Raw genomic sequence first — 18,249 nt, forward strand, 5'->3', positions numbered from 1 at the left:
AGCAGGATATGCCCAGGAGGCTGATCGAGTGACTGTGACTCCACCTGCTACTCCCGCTCCCCTGGACGTCGGCGCCGGCACGGTGCTGACGCTGCAGGGGATCTCCAAACGGTTCGGCGCCGTCCAGGCCCTGAAGAACATCGAGCTCGACGTCCGGGCCGGCGAGGTGCTGGCGCTGGTCGGCGACAACGGCGCCGGCAAGTCCACGCTGGTCAAGACCATCGCGGGCGTCTACACCGCCGACGACGGGTCGATGGTGTTCGACGGCAGGCCGGTCCGGGTCGGCAGCCCGGCCGAGGCGCAGCAGCTCGGCATCGCAACCGTGTTCCAGGACCTCGCGCTGTGCGACAACCTGGACGTCGTCGCGAACCTGTACCTCGGCCGCGAGCTGCGCAAGGGGCGGGTGCTCGACGAGGTCGAGATGGAGCGGCAGTCCTGGGAACTGCTCCGCCAGCTCTCCGCCAAGATCCCGTCGGTCCGGATCCCGGTCGCCAGCCTGTCCGGCGGCCAGCGGCAGACCGTCGCGATCGCCCGCAGCCTGCTCGGCCGGCCCAAGGTCGTGATGCTGGACGAGCCGACCGCGGCCCTCGGCGTGGCTCAGACCGCCGAGGTCCTCAACCTGGTCGAGCGGCTGCGCGAACGCGGCCTGGCCGTCATCCTGATCAGCCACAACATGGCCGACGTGATGGCGGTCGCGGACCGGGTCGCCGTGCTGCGGCTCGGCCGCAACAACGGCGTCTTCGTGGTCAGCGAGACCAAGACGCAAGACATCATCGCCGCGATCACCGGCGCCACCGACAACGCCGTCTCCGAGCGCGCCGCGCGCCGAAGCCGGGAGGACTCATGACCGCGCAAGACTCGGCCCAGCTTCCGGCCGACCTCCAGGACGAACGGCTGATCGCGAGCAGCGGGATCAGCGGCGCCGTGTCGGCGTTCACCGCGCGGCTGCGCTCCGGCGACCTCGGATCGGTCCCGGTGGTCGTCGGGCTGGTCATCATCTGGGTGGTCTTCCAGATCGCGAACAGCTCGTTCCTGTCCAGCCGCAACCTGGTCAACCTCACGCTGCAGACCACCTCCGTCGGAGTGATTGCCCTCGGCATCGTCCTGGTCCTGCTGCTGGGCGAGATCGACCTCTCGGTCGGTTCGGTCAGCGGTGTCGCGGCCGCACTCGTCGGCGTCACCTTCGTCAACCAGGGCTGGCCGCTCGTCCTGTCGCTGGTCGCCGGCGTCGCGCTCGGCGTGGCCGTCGGCCTGTTCTACGGCCTGCTGTACACGCGGTTCGGCGTACCGAGCTTCGTCATCACGCTCGCCGGCCTGCTCGGGTTCCTCGGGCTCCAGCTGCTGGTGCTCGGCAAGGACGGCACGATCAACCTGCCGTACGACTCCGCGCTGGTCGGGTTCGCGACGCGGAGCTTCCTGCCGCCCGCGATGGCCTACGCGCTGGTCGCGCTGGTCGTCGTCGCCTACGCACTCACCCGGTTGCAGGGCCGGACGGCGCGGGCGGCCGCCGGACTGTCCGCGGCGCCGACCTCGGTCATCGCGATCAAGGCTGCCGGCCTCGCGGTCGTGCTGCTGATCCCGGTCGCGATCCTGAACGGCGACCGCGGCGTCTCGTCGATGTTCCTGCTGTTCCTGGCGCTGGTGGTGGTCACGGACCTCGCCGTCCGCCGGACGCGCTGGGGCCGCTCGGTGTTCGCCGTCGGCGGCAACGTCGAGGCCGCCCGGCGGGCCGGTATCAACGTCCGGACGATCTATCTGACGGTGTTCGCGGCGTGCTCGACGTTCGCGGCCGTCGGCGGCATCCTCGCCGCGGCCCGGCTGGTCGCGGTCGGGCAGGCCAGCGGCGGTACGGACACCAACCTGAACGCCATCGCGGCGGCGGTCATCGGCGGGACCAGCCTGTTCGGCGGCCGCGGTTCGGCGTACTCCGCCCTGCTCGGCGCGCTGGTGATCATGTCGATCTCCAACGGTCTCGCCCTGCTCAGCCTGGACTCCAACGTCCGCTACATCGTCACCGCAGGCGTGCTACTGATCGCCGTCACCATCGACTCGCTCAGCCGCCGCAGCAGGCAGGCGCATGGTCGTGCATAACTGATCCAGACACAAGTAAGCCCTCCGTCGCCTTTGACGGAGGGCTTACTTGCGCTCAGGCGGTTTCCGCGATCAGATCGACCTTCGGCTCCGCGAAGTGGCAGGCGGCGGTGTGGCCAGTGCTCGACTGCGGCTTGATCTCCAGCAGCGGCTCCTGCGTGGCGCAGATGTCCTCTGCCTTCCAGCAGCGGGTCCGGAACCGGCAGCCGCTCGGCGGGTCGATCGGCGAGGGGACGTCGCCGACCAGCCGGATCCGCTCCTTCGGCGGGACGCCGCGGATCGTGCCGAGGTCCGGCGCCGCGGACAGCAGCGCCTGCGTGTACGGGTGCTGCGGCGCGTTGTAGATCTGGTCCCGGCTGCCCCGCTCGACGATCTTGCCGAGGTACATCACCGCGACCTCGTCACAGAAGTGCCGGACGACGCCGAGGTCGTGCGCGATGAACACGAACGCGATCCCGAGGTCCTTGCGCAGTTCCTCGAGCAGGTTCATCACCTGCGCCTGGATCGACACGTCGAGCGCGGACACCGGCTCGTCGGCGATGATCACCTCGGGCTCCACCGCGAGCGCCCGGGCGATCCCGATCCGCTGCCGCTGACCCCCGGAGAACTCGTTCGGGTAGCGGTTGTGGTGCTCCGGGTTCAGGCCGACGCGCTCGAGCAGCTCCTGGACCCGCGCGAGCTCCTGGCCCCTCGGCACCAGGTTGTGGACGCGCAGCGGCGTACTGATGATGTTGCTGACCGTCTGCCGCGGGTTCAGCGAGCTGTACGGGTCCTGGAAGACGATCTGCAGCTGGCGGCGGAACGGACGGAGGTCCTTCTCCTTCAGCTGCGCGATGTCCGTGCCCTTGAACAGGATCTGGCCGGACGTCGGCGTCAGCAGCCGGGTGATCATCCGGCCGGTGGTCGACTTGCCGCAGCCGGACTCGCCGACCAGGCCCAGGCTGGCGCCCGCCTTCAGGTCGAAGTCGACGCCGTCGACCGCCTGCACGACCTTCTTGGTCCGGCCGAGGCCGGCGGCCTCCTTGATCGGGAAGTGCATCTTCAGGTCCCGGACCTGCAGCAGCGTCTCGCGCTCGGTGTTGCTCAGGGTTTCGCTCATGGCTCCTCAGTCCCCCTCGTCAGCCCAGTCTCGGCGCGACCTCGGTCTCGTAGATCGAGACCTTGTCGTGCAGGTGACAACGGGACGTGTGCGCACCGGCGCCGTCGACCGGCAGCAGTTCCGGCAGTTGCGTCGTGCAGAGCTCGCCCTTGACGCGGTCCGTGTACGGGCAGCGCGGGTTGAACGAGCAGCCGTCCGGAAGGTTCAGCAGCGACGGCGGCAGGCCCTTGATCGGACGCAGCTTCTCGTTCGCCGCGGAGACCGTCGGGATCGACTCGAGCAGGCCCCAGGTGTAGGGCATCCGCGGGTTCGCCAGAACGTCCTCGGCGGTGCCGTACTCGACGCAGCGCCCGGCGTACATCACCAGGACGTCGTCGGCCATCTCGGCGACCACCCCGAGGTCGTGGGTGATCAGCACGATCGCGGAGCCGAACTCCTTCTGCAGGTTGTTCAGCAGGTCCAGGATCTGCGCCTGCACGGTGACGTCGAGGGCCGTGGTCGGCTCGTCGGCGATCACCAGCTTCGGGTCGTTGATCAGGCTCATCGCGATCATCGCGCGCTGCCGCATACCGCCGGAGAACTCGTGCGGATACTGCACGAACCGGCGCTGCGGGTTCGGGATGCCGACCAGGTCGAGCATCTCCAGGGCCCGCTTCTTCGCGACCTCCTTGGAGACCTTGTGGTGCACGCGGTACGCCTCGACCAACTGGTTGCCGATCGTGTACAGCGGGTGCAGCGAGGACTGCGGGTCCTGGAAGACCATCGACACCGCGTCGCCGCGGACCTTCATCAGGTCGTTCTCGGACAGGCCGATGAGCTCCTCGCCGCCGAGCCGGATCGACCCGGTGATCCGGGTCCGCTTGCGGTCGTGCAGGCCCATCACGGCCATGCTGGACACCGACTTGCCGGAACCGGACTCGCCGACGATCGCGAGCGTGCGGCCGAGCGGGACCGAGTAGCTCAGCCCGTTCACCGCGCTCACCACGCCGTCGGCGGTGGGGAACTTGACGACCAGGTCCTCGACCACCAGGTACGGCGTCTCGCCGCTCGGGTTGGTCGCGCCCTGGCGGCGCTCACGAGTGGCGACCGCCGGGCCGCGCTTGGCCGCGGCCGCGGCGGCGTCCGCGGCCGGCGTTTCCGACGTTTCCGGCATGTTGTCCTGAACGTCCTTACCGTCGTCGTTGGCTGGTGTCGTCATGCGAGCCTCACCCGCGGGTCGATCAGCGAGTAGGCGATGTCGACGAGGAAGTTCATCGCGACCAGGATGGCCGCAGAGACCAGCACCGTGCCCATGATCAGCGGCAGGTCGTAGTTGCTCAGGCTTTCCAGCACCAGGTTGCCCAGGCCCGGCAGGTCGAAGATCCGCTCGGTGAAGATCGCGCCCGAGAGGCTGCCGGCGATGTCCAGGCCGAAGATCGTGATGACCGGGATCATGCCGGAGCGCAGGCCGTGCTTGTAGGTGACGACCCGGTCCGACAGGCCCTTGGCCCGCGCGGTCCGGATGTAGTCCTCGCTGAGCGCCTCCACCATCGAGCCGCGCGAGTACCGCGCGTACTGCGTACAGCTGTAGAGACCGAGCACCAACCACGGGGTCAGCAGCCCGGTGAACCAGGACACCGGATTCTCCGTCAACGGCGTATATCCGCCGCGCGGCAGGATCTGGTAGAGGATCGTCAGGTAGAGGGAGATCATCAGCGCCACGATGTAGTACGGCACCGAGCTGAGGATCAGCGTGCTGCTCATCAGCGCGCGGTCGCCCAGCGTCCCCCGTCTCTTCGCGGCCATCGAGCCCACGAAGACACCGATCGTGAGGACGATCACCGCGTAGCCGGCGACCAGCGACACCGTGACCGGTAGTCGCTCTTTCAGCATCTGGGTGACAGGCCGGTCGTTCTTGAAGGAGAAGCCCAGGCAAGGCACCGAGCAGTGCTGCTTGACGCCGGCCGTCTCGAAGGTACGTCCGGCGAAGATGCCCACCGTGTACTCGGTGAACTGCTGCACCAGCGGCCGGTCCAGGTGCAGGTTTTCCTTGATCTCGTTGTATCGCTCCTGGGTGCAGTTGCGATCACCGCAGATCGCGCCGGCCGGGTCGGTCGGCGCAACGAAGAACAGCGCGAAAGTCACGATCAGCGTGACCAGCACGACGCTCAGCGCGCTCACCAGCCGGCGCGCCACGAAGTAGAGCACGAAGGATTCTCCTCGCTGAGGGATGGTGGCCGGACCGGGGTCCGGCCACCATCCGTCGTCAGACGATCAGACTGCTGTTACCCGAAGGCCGATCAGGGCTGCTTCAGGAAGATGGAGGTGAACTCCGGCAGACCCTGCGTCGGGTCGTTGATGACGTGGCCGAGGTTCTTACCCACCGGGTAGTTGCTCGCGCTGTAGTACAGCGGGATCAGCGGCAGGTACTTCTCCATGATCATCTTGTCGACCTTCGGCCATTCCTTGAGCTGCTCGTCAGCCGACAGGGCGTTGACGCGGTTGAGCTCGGCGTCCAGCGCCTTGTCCTGCAGCATGCCGATGCTGTTGCTCAGCTCGACGGCGTCGGACCGGAACAGGACCGGGAACCAGCTGGCACCCGACGGCCAGTCGGAGCACCAACCCGACGGACCCTGGCCGATGTTGACCGGAGCAGCCGGGTCGTTGCGGAAGGTCCGCAGCTTGGCCTTCGCGACACCGATGGCCTTCACCTTGAAGCCGGCCGAGGTGTAGACCTGGGTCCGCAGCTGGGTGACCTGCGTGGCGATCTTGTCGTCGTTGGCGTAGTACCAGCTGAGCTCGAAGTTCTCCTTGCCGAGCTCCTTCAGCTTCGCCTTGACCTCGCTCGCGACGGCCGGGTCCTCGGCACCCTTGCCGGTACCGACCAGGCCCGGGAGCTCGTACTTCTCGTAGCCCGGAACGGCCGGCGGCATGATCGTCGAGGCCGGGATGGCGCTCTTCGGGGTCAGGCCCGCGACCTTGCGGTAGGTGTCGAACGGGTACGCCTTGGCGATCAGCTGGCGCACCTCCATCGGGATCTTCCGGGTGTCCAGGCCCCAGACCGTGGTGCACGGCTGCGGACCGGTGACGAGCTGGCTCTGGTCCTTGACCTCAGGCACGAGGCTGGAGTCGAGGTCGGAGTAGTTCAGCGCGTTCGCGTCCGGACCGTTGCTGGCCAGCACCTGACGCTGAACCTTCAGCGTGTCCTGACCGAACTTGAAGTCGAAGGCGTCCGGGTACTGGTACCGCACCGGGTCGGTGTTGGGGTCCCAGTTCGGGTTCTTCTTGAGCTTCAGCTCCGAACCCGGCGTGTAGGAGTCGACCTGGTACGGGCCGGTGGTCATCGGCTTCAGGTCGTAGGACTTCTTGGTGTCCTTGGCCTGCGGGATCGGCGTGAACATCGGGAACGCCGCGTAGTACGGCAGGTCGTCGAACTTCTCCGCCAGGTGGATGACCAGGGTGTTGTCGTCCGGCGTCTCGACACCGGAGTAGTTGGCGCCGTTCGGGCCGTACGGGCCCTTGTAGGTCTTGCCGTCCTTGAAGTACTGGTCCTGGTACACCGGTCCGGCGTCGTACAGGTCGTGCGCGAAGGACCGCTTGATCGCGTACGCGTAGTCGGCCGCCTTCACCGGCGTGCCGTCCATGTACTTGATGCCCTTCTTCAGCTTGAAGGTCCAAGTCAGGCCGTCGGCGGACTTCGTGCCCAGGTCCTCGGCGAGGTCCGGAACGAGCACCGGCTTGTGGCTGTCACCGTCCAGGCGGTACTGGGTCAGCGCCCGGTACATCAACTTGCCGATCTGGTTCGTGTCGGTGAAGTAGATGTTCGTCGGGTCCATCGTGTCCGGCGAGACGTCCGACAGGACGCTCACGGTGCCGCCCTTCTTGGCACCCTCGAGCTCCGGAGCCGGGCCCTTCGCGGTCGCGTCGGTGGCCTTCTCCTGGGCCGTACCCGCGTCACCCGCGTTGGCCCCGTCCTTGCCGCTGTTGGACGACGGGCTGCCACAGGCCACGGCGGCCAGCATGACCGTCGCCGTGACAGCGGTGATCCGTTTCCACTGCATTGTTGTGTTTCTCCTTTTCTGCCGCTGGGGCAACGCCGGGCTACCGGCGAGTCTTGGGGTCGAAGGCGTCGCGGACTGCGTCACCGAGCAGGGCCAGCGCCAGAACCAGCGCGGTGATACCCAGCACGGGCAGCCACAGGTACAGCGGGTCCGCCTTGAACCAGTTGGTCGCGGTCGCGATCGTCTGGCCCCAGGAGGGGACCGGCTCGATCAGACCGACGCCGAGGAAGGACAGTCCCGCCTCCGCGGTCACGTACGCCGGCAGGGCCAGCGACGCCGAGATCACGATCGGCGCGACCAGGTTCGGCAGCAGCTCCTTGAACAGGACCTGCGAGGTCGGGACGCCGATGGCCTTCGCCGCGAGCACGAACTCACGCTCGCGCAGGGACAGCACTTCGCCTCGGATGATGCGGGCCAGACCGGCCCAGCCGAAGAACGACAGCACGAAGATCAGCACGATGAAGCGGGTCGAGGCCTGCTCCTCGGGCGAGAGGTTGAACGATCCGCCGCGCATGCTCTCGACGATCGGCACCAGCGCGATCGCGAACAGCAGGTACGGCAGGCTCAGCACGAAGTCGACCAGCCAGGAGATGACCCGGTCCACCCAGCCGCCGAGGAAGCCCGCGAGCAGGCCCATCAGCACGCCGACGATGGTGCCGAACAGCGTCGCGACGAACGCGACGACCAGCGACGGACGGGCGCCGTACACCCAGCGGGCGAAGTTGTCCCGCCCGGTCTTCGGCTCGACGCCGAACCAGTGCTGCGCGTTGGCGGCGAACGTCGGGAAGCCGTACTCGTCGACGAGCTCCGGGTGGAACGTGCCGATGTCGCTGCCCTCGATCTTGGTCAGCAACGGTGCCAGGACCGCGACCAGGATGAAGAAGAGCACCACTCCGGCGCAGACCACGGCCACTCGGTCCTTGCGGAGCCGGTCCACTGCCACCCGGGTGGGGGACTTGCCGTGCGGTACAGCAGAACCCCGAGTTGGTTCCGCCGACGCCGGGTGTTCTTCGATCCCCACGGTCGAGTCGGGTGACCCAATTGTCATTCGCACTCCGTAGCTTCAGTCGACCGGATTTCGGTCCGTCAAATTCTCTTGACAGGCGTTGTCCGCACAGCCGCGCGCTAGCCTGCCCGACACCGTGACACCAAACCAGCGGTGTCCGGCAGCAGTGCACAAATCGTTACCGGACCGCGTACCCCGATGGAACATTTGCCCCATTTCGTCACTACCCGCAGTCGAGCCTGCGCAAAACGCGTCGGCACAGCACCGACAGTGGCCATTTTGTGCCAAGATCTCACGCAATGTAACGAAAAGACACAAACGGTGCAGATCGCGGTCAGCGCACGTGGACCGTCACGAAGGGCGGTTTCACGACCTCGAAGGTTTCCTTGCGGCCCCGGATGTCGACGGTCACTTGTTCGCCTTCTTTCACCGACGCGTCGAGCAGCGCCAACGCAATACCTTTCTTCAGCGTCGGCGAGAACGTACCCGACGTCACTTCACCGAGCGCCGTTCCGGAATGCGCCAGAACGGACATGTGCGGCCGCGGAATACCCCGGCCGGTGGCCAGCAGGCCGCGCAGGATCCGGGCCGGTCCGCGCTCCTTCTCGGCCCGCAGGGCCTCGTCGCCCCAGAAGTGCTCCTTCTTCCAGCCGACGGCCCAGCCGGACCGCGCCTGGACGGGCGTGATGTCCGGCGAGATGTCCTGACCGTGCAGCGGGTAGCCCATCTCGGTGCGCAGCGTGTCCCGCGCCCCGAGTCCGGCCGGGACGATGCCGTACTGCTCGCCGGCCGCGAGTAGCGCGTCGAACACGGCCACCGCGGCGGCGTTCGGCACGACGAGCTCGAAACCGCGCTCGCCCGTGTACCCGGTGCGGCACACCACCACCGGCGTACCGTCGACGTCGGCCGTGGCGAACGACATGTAGTCGTGGCCGGTCGGCAGGCCGATCGCGGACACCACCTCGTCGCTGTGCGCGCCCTGTACCGCGAGGATCGCGTAGTCGTCGTGCACGTTCGTCACCTCGACGCCGTCCGGGGCGCCGGCCTGGAGCAGGCGGACGACCTCGGCGGTGTTCGCGGCGTTCGGGATCAGGAACACGTCGTCGTCGGCGTGCAGGTAGGCGATCAGGTCGTCGACCACTCCCCCGCGCTCGTTGCAGCACAGCGTGTACTGCGCCTGCCCGGGCGCGATCTTGCCGAGGTCGTTGGTCAGGCAAGCGTTCACGTACGCCGCGGCGCCCGGTCCCTTGACCGTGGCCTTGCCGAGATGGCTGACATCGAAGACCCCGACCGAGGTCCGCACCGCGGTGTGCTCGGCCACCACACCGGAGTACTCCAGGGGCATCTGCCAGCCGCCGAACTCGGCGAACTTGGCGCCGAGCGCGACGTGGCGCTCGTGCAGCGGGGACTTCTTCAACTCGGTCGACGGTGTCGGTGACGTGGTCATGGAGCGCAAACTACCTGACGCGTAGCATGCGGAGGCAGCTTGCACGTACCGTCACGACCGGCGCATCTGAGTCGCCGGCCAAGGAGGACTGAGGATTTCGTGACCACCATCACCCTGAGCAAGTCAGATGCCGCCGGCGTCAAGAGCGACGCCGTGGTCATCGGCGTGGTCAAACTCGGCGGCGGCGTCACCCTGCCGGCCGGCACCGAGTCGCTGAACGCCGCGTACGGCGGGAAGCTGGTGGAGGTGCTGTCCGGTCTCGGCGCCACCGGCAAGACCGGCGAGGTGACGAAGGTGCCCGGGCCCCACCTGAACAAGCCGGGCAAGTCGGCAACGCTGATCGCGGTCGGCCTGGGCGCCGCGCCCGACGGCGAACTGAAGACCGAGGACCTGCGCGCCGCGGCCGGCACCGGCGTCCGCGCCGCCAAGACCTCGCAGTCGGTCGCCTTCGCGCTGCCGACGCCGGACGCCGAGTGCGTGCGGGCGGTCGCCGAGGGCGCGCTGATGGGCCGCTACTCGTTCACGGCGTACAAGTCGTCCGACGGCCCGGCCGAAGCCCCCGGCAACCTGACGGTGCTGACCGACCTGGCGCGGAACAAGGAGGCCAAGGCCGCGCTCGAGCGGGCCCAGGTGACCGCCGAGGCCGTCGCGCAGGTGCGGGACTGGGTCAACACCCCGCCGTCCGACCTGCACCCGGCCGAGTTCGCCGCCGACGCGGTCAAGCTCGGCAAGGAGTACGGCGTCAAGGTCGAGGTGCTCGACGAGAAGGCGCTCGCGAAGGGCGGGTACGGCGGCATCCTCGGCGTCGGCCAGGGCTCGGCCAACCCGCCGCGGCTCGTCCGGCTGACCTACACGCCGCGCAAGCCGGTCACGCATCTCGCGTTCGTCGGCAAGGGCATCACGTTCGACTCCGGCGGCCTGTCACTGAAGACGTCGTCCGGCATGGTCAGCATGAAGTCCGACATGGCCGGCGCCGCCGCGGTGATCGGCGCCACCATCGCCATCGCGCGGCTCGAGCTGCCGGTCCAGGTGACGACGTACGCCGCGATGGCCGAGAACATGCCGTCCGGTTCGGCGGCCCGCCCGTCCGACGTGCTGACCATGTACGGCGGCAAGACCGTCGAGGTGCTGAACACCGACGCCGAGGGCCGGCTGGTGCTCGGCGACGCGCTGGTCCGGGCCGGCGAGGACCAGCCCGACCTGATCGTCGACGTCGCCACCCTGACCGGTGCGTGCGTCGTTGCTCTGGGCACCAAGGTGGCCGGCGCGTTCGGCAACACCGACGCCGCCCGGGACCGAGTGGTGGACGCGGCGGTGGCGGCCGGCGAGTCGATGTGGCCGCTGCCGATCCCGGCGGAGATGCTCGACAAGCTGAAGTCGCACTCCAAGGTCGCGGACCTCGCCAACATCACCGGCGAGGCGTGGGGCGGCGCCCTGGCAGCGGCCGCCTTCCTCGGCGACTTCGTTGCCGACGGCATCGACTGGGTACACCTCGACGTGGCCGGCCCCGCCTTCAACGACGGCGGCGCCTCCGGTTACACCCCCAACGGCGGCACCGGCTACGCCGTCCGCACCCTGGTGGAACTCGCCGCCTCGGCGAGCTGAGCCCTGTGCGGGGTCTGGCCGGTGGTCAGGCCCCGCCGTTCCGCTTCATCCGGGCGTTGTACTCACGCATCCGGGGCGGGTAGCCAACGACGGCCGCGTCGTACGACGGGATGCCGAGGCGGTTCGCGAAGTCGTGCGCCCACTTGACCGACGGGACCCGGCGCCGGGTCCACTCGCCGTCGACCGCGACCAGCAGCAGGGTGTAGTCGGTCACCGCGGTCCGCGGCTCGACGAAGCCCTCCACTCCCTGGCGGGTCTGCGCGAACTCCCGCAGGTGCGCCTGGTCGGGGCTGTCCGACCGGCGCATCGTTCCGGCCTTCTGCCGGCGACCGAACCACTTCATGGGAGTAAGTGTCCACTATCTGTGCAAGTCCCGGCCGAAATCCTGGATAACGGTTGCGGCCGGATCCGGCCGGTGCGCCGCGGGCGGCCCGGGGATGGTTCCGGCCGCGATCGGTGACAAGATGACGCGAGGTTGGAACCCGCGATCCGGAGGAACCTGTGACTGGTACTGGTACGACGTACGACCTTGTGATCCTCGGCGGTGGCAGCGGTGGCTACGCCGCCGCGCTGCGCGCCGCGACGCTCGGTCTGTCGGTGGCGATGGTGGAGAAGGACAAGGTCGGCGGAACCTGTCTGCACCGCGGCTGCATCCCGACCAAGGCGCTGCTGCACGCCGCCGAGGTCGCGGACTCGGCCCGCGAGGGTGAGCAGTTCGGCGTCCGGACGACGCTCGAGGGCGTCGACATGGGCGGTGTGAACAAGTACAAGGACGGCGTCGTCGACCGGCTGTTCAAGGGTCTGCAGGGTCAGCTGAAGGCCCGCGGCATCACGGTGATCGAGGGCGAGGGCCGGCTGACGTCGGCCACCACAGTCCAGGTCGGCGACACGACGTACACCGGCCGCAACATCATCCTTGCCTCCGGCTCCTACTCCCGCTCGCTCCCCGGTCTCGAGCTCGACGGGCACCGGGTGATCGCCAGCGAGCACGCGCTGACCATGGACCGGGTGCCGGAGTCCGCGGTGATCCTCGGCGGCGGCGTGATCGGCGTCGAGTTCGCGTCCGCGTGGACCTCGTTCGGCACGCGCGTGACGATCGTCGAGGCGCTGCCGCGGCTGGTCCCGGCCGAGGACCCGGACTGCTCGAAGACGCTGGAGCGCGCGTTCCGGAAGCGGAAGATCGCGTTCAAGACCGGTACGCCGTTCGAGTCGGTCTCGTTGACCGATTCCGGGGTGCAGGTCCGCGTCGCGGGCGGCGAGGTGATCGAGGCCGAGGTACTGCTGGTCGCGGTCGGCCGCGGTCCGAACACGACGGGCCTCGGCTACGAAGAGGTAGGTGTCGCTCTCGACCGTGGGTTCGTGACCGTCGACGCGACGCTGCAGACGAGCGTGCCGGGTGTGTACGCCGTCGGCGACATCGTGCCGGGGCTGCAGCTCGCGCACCGCGGGTTCCAGCAGGGCATCTTCGTCGCCGAGCACCTCGCGGGCCTGGCGCCGACGCCGATCGACGAGGCCGGCATCCCGCGGGTCACGTACTCCGAGCCCGAGGTCGCGTCGGTCGGGCTGACCGAGGAGCAGGCCCGGGAGAAGTACGGCGACGTCGAGATCCTCAACTACAACCTCGGCGGCAACGGCAAGTCGCAGATCCTGAAGACCGCCGGCTTCGTGAAGCTCGTCCGCGCCCGCGACGGCGCGGTCGTCGGGCTGCACATGGTCGGTTCGCGCGTCGGCGAGCTCGTCGGCGAGGCCCAGCTGATCTACAACTGGGAGGCCTACCCGGCGGACGTGGCGCCGCTCGTGCACGCGCACCCGACCCAGACCGAGGCCCTCGGCGAGGCCCACCTCGCGCTCGCCGGGAAACCTTTGCACTTCCATGACTGAGCTACCCGGCAGCCTGCTGGATTGCCCGAGTAGGTTAGAGCCGTGTGCAGCGTGCGGGTCCGTGTGACCCGGATCCCGCGCGCTCAGGCGGCACCGTAGGCTGACACTCGACCGATCAGACGAAGGAGCATTGACCGTCATGCCGACCTCTGTATCCCTGCCGGCCCTCGGGGAGAGCGTCACCGAAGGAACCGTCACCCGCTGGCTCAAGCAGGTCGGTGACACGGTTGCCGTGGACGAACCCCTGCTGGAGGTCTCGACCGACAAGGTCGACACCGAAATCCCGAGTCCCGTCGCCGGCACCCTGCTCGAGATCAAGGCCGCCGAGGACGAGACCGTCGAGGTCGGCGCGGAACTGGCCGTCATCGGCGACGCCGGCGAGGCCGGCTCCACTCCTGCGGCTCCGGCCGAGCCCGCTGCCGAGGCTGCGCCTGAGCCTGCCGCTGAGGCCGCTCCGGCTGCTGCGGCTGCCCCGGCGGAGAGCGCTCCGGCCGGCGAGGCCGCTGCCCCGGCGCCTGCCGCCGAGGCTCCTGCCGCTGAGGCTCCTGCCGCTGAGGCTGCCGGCGGATCCGCTTCGGGTACGTCGGTGACGCTGCCCGCGCTCGGTGAGAGCGTGACCGAGGGTACGGTCACCCGCTGGCTGAAGCAGGTCGGCGACGACGTGGCCGTCGACGAGCCGCTCCTCGAGGTCTCCACCGACAAGGTCGACACCGAGATCCCCAGCCCGATCGCCGGCAAGCTCCTGGAGATCAAGGTCGCCGAGGACGAAACCGTCGAGGTCGGCGCCGAACTGGCCATCGTCGGCTCGGGATCGGCCGCCCCCGCCGCCGCTGCACCCGCCGAGGCTCCTGCTCCCGCCGAGGCTCCTGCTCCTGCCGAGGCTCCTGCTCCTGCCGAGGCTCCTGCTCCCGCCGCTGCGCCGGCTCCGGCTGCTCAGGCCCCGGCTGCTGCTCCGGCTCCGGCTGCTGCTCCCGCACCGGCTGCTGCTCCGGCGCAGGCTCCGGCTGCTCAGGCGCCGGCTCCGGCCCAGGCTCCCGCTCCGCAGGCTGCTCCGGCCCCCGCCGCTCCGGCTGTCTCGCCGAACGGCGCCGCCGCGGACGGCCCGAACTACGTCACCCCGCTGGTCCGCAAGCTCGCGGCCGAGCACGAGGTCGACCTGAACGCCGTACAGGGCACCGGCGTCGGCGGCCGCATCCGCAAGCAGGACGTGATCGCCGCCGCCGAGGCGAAGAAGGCCGCCGCGGCCGCGCCGGCTCCGGCCGCCCAGGCTCCGGCCCCGGCTGCCGCGAAGGCCGCGCCGATCAGCCCGCTGCGCGGCACCACCGAGAAGATGAGCCGGATCCGCAAGGCGATCGCGGCCCACATGGTCAACAGCCTGAAGGTGTCGGCCCAGCTGACCACCGTGGTCGAGGTCGACGTCACCGAGATCGCCAGGCTGCGGAACGCGAAGAAGGCCGAGTTCGAGGCCCGCGAGGGCGTCAAGCTGTCGTTCCTGCCGTTCTTCGCGCTGGCCGCGGTCGACGCGCTCAAGCAGTACCCGAAGCTGAACGCGTCGATCGACGAGGAGAAGGGCGAGATCACGTACCACGCGGCCGAGCACCTCGGCATCGCGGTGGACGTGGAGCGCGGCCTGATGGTCCCGGTCGTCCACAACGCCGGCGACCTGAACATCGCGGGCCTGGCGAAGAAGATCGCCGACCTCGCCGACCGCACCCGCAACAACAAGGTGCTGCCGGACGAGATGGCGGGCGGCACGTTCACCATCACCAACACCGGGAGCCGGGGCGCGCTGTTCGACACCCCGATCCTGAACCAGCCGCAGGTCGGCATGCTCGGCACCGGCGCCGTGGTGAAGCGCCCGGTCGTCATCACCCACCCGGAGCTCGGCGAGACGATCGCGATCCGGCAGATGGTGTACCTGGCCCTGACCTACGACCACCGCCTGGTCGACGGCGCCGACGCGGCCCGCTACCTGACGGCGGTCAAGCAGCGCCTCGAAGAGGCCCAGTTCGACGTCTGATCCGATCGGACACCGGCGCCGGTGCCTGTCTCCCCGGAGATGGGCACCGGCGCTGTTATGTTGACGCGCCAGGTGTGAGCGGACAAGGAGCTGAACGGGATGAAGTACGTACTGGCCGGCGCCTCCGGTTTCCTCGGCAGGGCCCTCGCCCGCGACTTGGTTGCCAACGGCCACCAGATTGTCCGGCTGGTCCGGCGGCCGCCGTCGGCCCCGGACGAAGTCCGCTGGGACCCGGCGGCGGGTGATCTCGACGTCGGCACGCTTGACGATCCCGACGTCCTGGTCAACCTGGCCGGCGCGAACATCGGCCGCCCGTGGACACCGACGTACCGCCGCACGATCCGCGAGAGCCGCATCGCGACGACCGCGACGCTGGCCGCGGCCGCCGTACAGCTCGACCGGCGTCCGGTGCTGATCACCCAGAGCGGGATCGGCGGCTACGGCACCGACCTCGGCGACCGCATCCTCACCGAGGACTCCGAACTCGGTGAAGGCTTCCTGTCCGACGTCGTCCGGTTGTGGGAGGGCGCCCTCGAGCCGGCCCGCGCGGCAGGTAGCCGGGTGGCCGCTTTGCGTACGGGCGTCGTCCTCGACCGCAAGGCTCCGGCGTTTCAACTCCTCTCCCTTCCCTTCCGCGTCGGACTGGGCGGGCGGTTCGGCTCCGGGACGCAGTACTTCCCGGTGGTCTCGCTGACCGACTGGATCCGCGCCGTCCGGCACGTCGCGGAGAACGACACCGTGAGCGGCCCCGTCAACGTCGCTCTCCCGGCACCCGCAACGAACTCCGAACTCACCGCAGCCCTCGCCACCGCCCTGCACCGCCCCGCGTTCGTCCCGGTGCCCGCGATCCTGATGAAGCTCGCCCTCGGCGAATTCGCCTGGGAACTCCTCGGCAGCAAACGGGCGCTACCCACTCGCCTCCAATCCACCGGCTTCACCTTCCACCACCCCACCATCACCACCGCCGTCTCGGCCGCCCTCGCCTAACCTGCGATTTGGTTCAATCGAACAGATGTTCTAATGTACTCGCATGACGGCGGTCACGATCAACCCACCTCTCGGCGCACCAGCGCCGACCGAGCCGTGGTTCACGACCACCGAGGCGGACCAGTACAGGCCTCCGCCCGACGATCTGTACGACCCTGACGACCCACAGCCTCCGCGCTTCCTGAGCGAAGAGGATCTGTACGACGACCTGCCTCCGATGTCGCGCGTCGACGAACTCGAATGGGAGTTGTGGGCCGGCGTCGATCAGGACGCCGCCGAGCGGGAGATGCTGCGCCTGAAGGCGCCCGCGTGGGTGTCCCTCCCGCCGGGAGCCGAGCTCGCGGCGGCGCTGGAAGAGCTGCGGCCGCAGCTCGAGTCGCCGGTCGCGCTGATCGAGGCGATGAAGGCCGCGTCTCGGATGGAAGCCTGGGCCGCGTCCATCAAGGCCGCCGCGATGGCGTCGTTCTACCGGCAACGCAAGGCGCAATCCGTCGACACACCCCGCCCGGCACAACTGGACTCAGCCGGACGCCCGATCGACCCCGAGCGGTCCTGGTCGGCGGAGATCGCCGCCGCCCTCAAACTGTCGCCCCAGACAGTCGGCCGGCACATCGACACCGCCCTCCACCTGACCGGCGCGCTGACCGCGACCCACACAGCACTCCGATGCGGTGCCCTCACCTGGTCCAAGGCACTCGCGATCTCCGAGGCCACCCGTCCCTTGCCCCCGGCTGCGGCGCACGCGGTCGAATCCCACGTACTGCGCCGCGCCTCCGGCCAGACCCACGCCAACCTGAACGCCTCGCTGCGCCGCCAGGTCGCCAAGCACATCACCCGCAAGGCCGCGCCTGGCGGCACCGATCCCCACCAAGCCGCCGCAACCGAGCGCACCTGCAAGATCGTGCCCCTCTCCGACGGCATGGCCGGCCTCTGGGTCGTCCACACCGCCGACAAGATCCAGCAAATGTGGGTAGTCATCCAAGCCATGGCCACCCTCGCCAAACGCACGACGCCGACTCCTGAATCCACCCCACCCACCGACTCCGCCCATCAATCCGGCGCGTCGGAACAGGCAGTTCCTGACGCACAGAAACCAGGCACACAAGCGTCCACCCCGCACGAGCCGGCCGCGGGGCCACAGCGGACAGCAGAACAACGGCGCGCGGATGCCGTGGCGGATCTGTTCGAGCACATGCTGCACAACGGCCTGGACTGGCTCGGCCGCCGCCTGCCCGATCAGCACCGCAGACGGCCGCATATCGAGGTCCTCGTCCCCGTCACCACGCTCCTCGGCATGGACGACGACGTCTGCGAGCTCACCGGCTACGGGCCCATCCCCGCCGACATGGCCCGCCGCATCGCCGCCGACGGCACCTGGCGCAGACTCCTCACCGACCCCACCAACGGCACAGTCCTAGAAGCCGCCACCACCCGCCACGACCCCGGCGTACTCGTCACCGAAACGCTCCTCGCCCGGCACCCCGTCTGCGCCTGGCCAGGCTGCAACCGCACCTCCCGCGAATGCCACCGCGACCACGCAACGCCTTTCGCGCAATCCAAACAGACCCACCTCACCGGCCTGATCCCGTACTGCGCGTACCACCACGTCATCAAAGACACCCCCGCCTGGGGCTGGACCACAACACCTCACCCCGACGGCTCGGTCACACTCACAACCCCCACAGGCCACCGCTACACCACAGTCCCACCCGCCCGAGGCCCCATCGCACCACCACAAGACCCGCCCCCAACCGACCACTCCCAGACCTCCTCACCCACACGCCACCCGTCATCCAGCCCCCTCGGCCCCCCGCCGTTCTGACCCACCACACCTGCCCAACCCAGCAACACTGCACCTCGACCCCAAGCTGGACTCCGAAGCCAAGGCTGAGCTCGGCCCCAAGCTCGACCCCAAGCTGAACTTTGGGCCCGACATCGAGCCCGAGCCCGACACCTAGTCTGGTGCTGAGCCCGGTGCTGAGCCCCGGTACTGAGCCCCGGTACTGAGCCCGCCCCGGACGGAGTCTGAGCGCAAGCGCGACTCGGTGCGTGCGGCCCGGCCCCGGCCCCGGC

General features: G+C 69.1%; 14 protein-coding genes. 7 read left to right on the top strand and 7 right to left on the bottom strand.

The features are described from left to right. The first annotated feature begins 28 nt into the window (after window positions 1-28). Entirely contained in the window at window positions 29-847 is an 819-nt protein-coding gene (locus tag ABZX12_RS00640) for an ATP-binding cassette domain-containing protein (protein WP_355688531.1), read from the top strand. Further along, entirely contained in the window at window positions 844-2,091 is a 1,248-nt protein-coding gene (locus ABZX12_RS00645; RefSeq protein WP_355688532.1) for a sugar ABC transporter permease, read from the top strand. Before ABZX12_RS00640 ends, ABZX12_RS00645 begins: the two co-directional genes overlap by 4 nt. 55 nt (window positions 2,092-2,146) lie before the next feature. Here ABZX12_RS00645 and ABZX12_RS00650 read toward each other — a convergent pair whose 3' ends face one another. The 6 genes from ABZX12_RS00650 to gcvT form a co-directional block, all read right to left on the bottom strand. Continuing rightward, on the bottom strand, window positions 2,147-3,190 hold the full coding sequence (locus tag ABZX12_RS00650; RefSeq protein WP_355688533.1) for a dipeptide ABC transporter ATP-binding protein: 1,044 nt from the start codon (window positions 3,188-3,190) through the stop codon (window positions 2,147-2,149). A gap of 19 nt (window positions 3,191-3,209) precedes the next feature. Beyond that, window positions 3,210-4,388, bottom strand: a complete 1,179-nt coding sequence (locus ABZX12_RS00655; protein ID WP_355688535.1) for an ABC transporter ATP-binding protein — start codon at window positions 4,386-4,388, stop codon at window positions 3,210-3,212. Beyond that, window positions 4,385-5,377 carry an ABC transporter permease gene (locus tag ABZX12_RS00660; RefSeq protein ID WP_355688537.1) on the bottom strand — a complete coding sequence of 331 codons (993 nt, stop codon included), beginning with the start codon at window positions 5,375-5,377 and terminating at the stop codon, window positions 4,385-4,387. The genes ABZX12_RS00655 and ABZX12_RS00660 overlap by 4 nt, the downstream gene beginning before the upstream one ends. A 92-nt stretch (window positions 5,378-5,469) precedes the next feature. Then, window positions 5,470-7,230 carry an ABC transporter substrate-binding protein gene (locus tag ABZX12_RS00665; RefSeq protein WP_355688538.1) on the bottom strand — a complete coding sequence of 587 codons (1,761 nt, stop codon included), beginning with the start codon at window positions 7,228-7,230 and terminating at the stop codon, window positions 5,470-5,472. A gap of 40 nt (window positions 7,231-7,270) precedes the next feature. After that, window positions 7,271-8,278, bottom strand: coding sequence for an ABC transporter permease (locus ABZX12_RS00670; RefSeq protein ID WP_355688540.1), 1,008 nt, complete (start codon window positions 8,276-8,278; stop codon window positions 7,271-7,273). A 292-nt stretch (window positions 8,279-8,570) separates the two neighbouring features. Then, entirely contained in the window at window positions 8,571-9,683 is a 1,113-nt protein-coding gene (gene gcvT, locus ABZX12_RS00675) for a glycine cleavage system aminomethyltransferase GcvT (protein ID WP_355688542.1), read from the bottom strand. 99 nt (window positions 9,684-9,782) lie between these two features. Between gcvT and ABZX12_RS00680 the strand changes: the two genes are divergently transcribed. After that, window positions 9,783-11,288 carry a leucyl aminopeptidase gene (locus ABZX12_RS00680; RefSeq protein WP_355688543.1) on the top strand — a complete coding sequence of 502 codons (1,506 nt, stop codon included), beginning with the start codon at window positions 9,783-9,785 and terminating at the stop codon, window positions 11,286-11,288. A gap of 25 nt (window positions 11,289-11,313) precedes the next feature. Here ABZX12_RS00680 and ABZX12_RS00685 read toward each other — a convergent pair whose 3' ends face one another. Further along, window positions 11,314-11,631: a hypothetical protein gene (locus ABZX12_RS00685; RefSeq protein ID WP_355688545.1), complete on the bottom strand. Its 318-nt coding sequence runs from the start codon at window positions 11,629-11,631 to the stop codon at window positions 11,314-11,316. Window positions 11,632-11,789: 158 nt separating this feature from the next. Here ABZX12_RS00685 and lpdA point away from each other — a divergent pair, with 158 nt between their 5' ends. From lpdA to ABZX12_RS00705, 4 genes are all read left to right on the top strand, one after another. Then, entirely contained in the window at window positions 11,790-13,169 is a 1,380-nt protein-coding gene (lpdA, locus tag ABZX12_RS00690) for a dihydrolipoyl dehydrogenase (RefSeq protein ID WP_355688547.1), read from the top strand. A 139-nt stretch (window positions 13,170-13,308) separates the two neighbouring features. Beyond that, entirely contained in the window at window positions 13,309-15,189 is a 1,881-nt protein-coding gene (gene sucB, locus ABZX12_RS00695) for a 2-oxoglutarate dehydrogenase, E2 component, dihydrolipoamide succinyltransferase (RefSeq protein WP_355688548.1), read from the top strand. Between the two features lie 99 nt (window positions 15,190-15,288). Beyond that, window positions 15,289-16,176, top strand: a complete 888-nt coding sequence (locus ABZX12_RS00700) for a TIGR01777 family oxidoreductase (protein WP_355688550.1) — start codon at window positions 15,289-15,291, stop codon at window positions 16,174-16,176. Between the two features lie 43 nt (window positions 16,177-16,219). Then, the gene (locus ABZX12_RS00705) at window positions 16,220-17,998 is read left to right on the top strand and encodes a DUF222 domain-containing protein (protein WP_355688552.1); all 1,779 of its coding nucleotides are present in this window, start codon (window positions 16,220-16,222) and stop codon (window positions 17,996-17,998) included. Window positions 17,999-18,249: the final 251 nt, after the last annotated feature.

The sequence above is a fragment of the Kribbella sp. NPDC003505 genome, from assembly GCF_040610875.1.
In the GTDB taxonomy this organism is placed as follows: Bacteria; Actinomycetota; Actinomycetes; order Propionibacteriales; family Kribbellaceae; genus Kribbella.